Source organism: Pyramidobacter piscolens W5455 (assembly GCF_000177335.1).
Lineage (GTDB): Bacteria > Synergistota > Synergistia > Synergistales > Dethiosulfovibrionaceae > Pyramidobacter > Pyramidobacter piscolens.
On the sequence record NZ_ADFP01000068.1, the window covers coordinates 1 to 2,242 of the forward strand.

Here is a 2,242-nt window from a genome sequence, read left to right on the forward strand (position 1 = left end):
GGCGTAGGTGGGCGCGGAGACGGAGCCGTCGGAGGCGACGGACGAGCCGCCGCCCAGATGGCTGGCGATGCTGCTCGAAGTCTTCCACATCTGCGCGCCGTTGATCGCGTCGGTACTGGTCGCGCTCACGTCTCCGGCTTTGACGTTCTCGATCTTGTGTCCCGCGGCGTCGAAGCCTTTGGCTTTTACTTTGCCGGCAAAAACGGGCGCGTCGACGAGGGCGACGGTGACATCCCGGCCGGTACGGCTGATTTTGACGTTGTCGCCGTCTTTGAACCGAACGGTGTCGTCTTTGCCGACGGGGACAGAAGTATCGCCGTTGGTCCGCAGGTTCCACTTGCCGGGTTGTCCCCAAGAGGCCGGATCGAGCCCGATCGTGACAACGCCGCCGGCGACTTCGGCAGTGATGCCGTTCGCGCCGACAAACTTGATGTCCGGCGTCACGCTCTGTCCGAGCGTGACCGTGTGGGCGGCAGACACAGCGGAATCGCTGAGGGTGAACCTGTAAGTCGCGGCTCCGCTTGTGGCGGCGACTTGTTTGAGCTGCGCGACGTTGACCGCGTCGGTATCGTCGGTGCCGGCCGCGACGTTGGTGATCTGGCGGGTGATCTTTTTGTCCGGCGCTCCCGACGCGCCGGGAATGACGCCGCCGACGGAAACGGCGGAAGCCGTGGCTTTCCATACGCCGTCCGTATCGCTGCCGTGGTCCGCGCCGGAAACGTCGTAACCGACGTTCCCTTCGCCGCGAGAAGCCACGGAACCTTCTCCCAAAGCCACGCCGCCCTTCACCGTGACTCCCGTGTTGCTGCCGAGCGCCACCGCTCCGGAGACGTCGGTCTCGTCCAGATAGATGTCCTTTTTATTTTCATATTTATACCCTGAAGCGCCGATCCTCGCTCCATTGCCCAGGACCAGTACGTTCTTCGACGTGCTGCCAATGATATTGTCCTCGCCGAAGGCGTAGCTCTCCTGCCCGCCGACCTTGTTATTGGCTCCGAAGGCGCCGCTGTGCTTGCCGATCGTTGCGTTCCAGGCCCCGATAGCGCTGCTCATGGTGCTGGAAGCCATGTTAAAAACCCCGAGAGCGCTGCTCAAAGTTTCTTTGGCCACATTCTGGTACCCTACGGCATTGCTGGATTTGCCAAGCGCTTCATTTCGGTAGCCTACGGCGCTGGCGTACGTGCCGGAGACCGTGTTCGATATCCCGAAGGCGTTGCCGCTCTCGATATCCGCGGCAATCTCGTTGCGCCGTCCTACGGCGTTGCTGTATTTTCCAAAGATCTCGTTTCGAGAGCCGGCAGCGTAGCTGCCTTCAGCTTTCTCGGAGATCGTATTTTCCCTGCCGAAAGCGGCTCCATATTTGCTGTCGACCACGTTCTGGTAACCCACAGCGCTGCTGGCTCTGCCGACAGCCTTGCTGTTGATGCCGATCGCCAGAGAATCCTTCCCCGTGGCGCCGTCGTTGCCGTAGTTGCTGCCAGCCTCAGTCTGATCGCTCTTGATACTGTAGTAATGGATTGAGTCTGCCAGCGACGCCATCGGCGCCATAAGAACGAGCCCCAGCGTCACCGCTGCCAGAGCACCGCCCTTGAAGCGGGGCTTTGCGCTCTTTTCACAATAGCAACGTCCTTCTCTGCCAGGAACTCCCAAAACAGCGCTGCATTGTCTGTGTCTCTTCGTTCGTGGTTCTTCCATCGAAAACTTCCTCCCTGCATGAGTATTTGCATTGATTGCGCTTCAAAGCTGCAATCTTGAGTATTTCTACTCCAATGCAAGGTTAATAAATAACATATATATATTAAAGATCAATGGGATAAATCAAATTATATGATCACTTAAATACTGCATACAATCCGGAAAGACTCGTTCACCAAGAACGATGATGCGCTCCCCCTATGAGAGACAACGAAAGAAGCAAAACGCTGTCATCATAGGGGGAGCAGTTCAAATCGCCCGTCGGGGATTTTTGCGTATCTCGTGCTTTTCCCGTCATCTTTGCGCGGTGAGCGACGGTCTTCGTTTTGGCGCCGCCCTTCGCCGCGGCGAAAACGCGAGAGGGAACGGGCGGATAAAATCCGGCCGTTCCCTCTCGCGTTTTCGTTTCGAAATGTTCCACGTAGAACATTTCTGTTTAAAAGCTGACAGTCAGTGAATAAAACTATGGCAGGTCATTTCACGTCTCCAAAGGATCTCCGCGCCCGCGGAACACGCAGGCGCGCGCGCAGGGGCAGCCGGCGCAGCG

The 2,242-nt window shown here is 57.9% G+C and carries 1 pseudogene; it reads right to left on the bottom strand.

The features are described 5' to 3' along the window. Positions 1-1,695, bottom strand: a pseudogene (locus tag HMPREF7215_RS06035) (hypothetical protein); the annotation flags it as partial. Between the last annotated feature and the right edge of the window lie 547 nt (positions 1,696-2,242).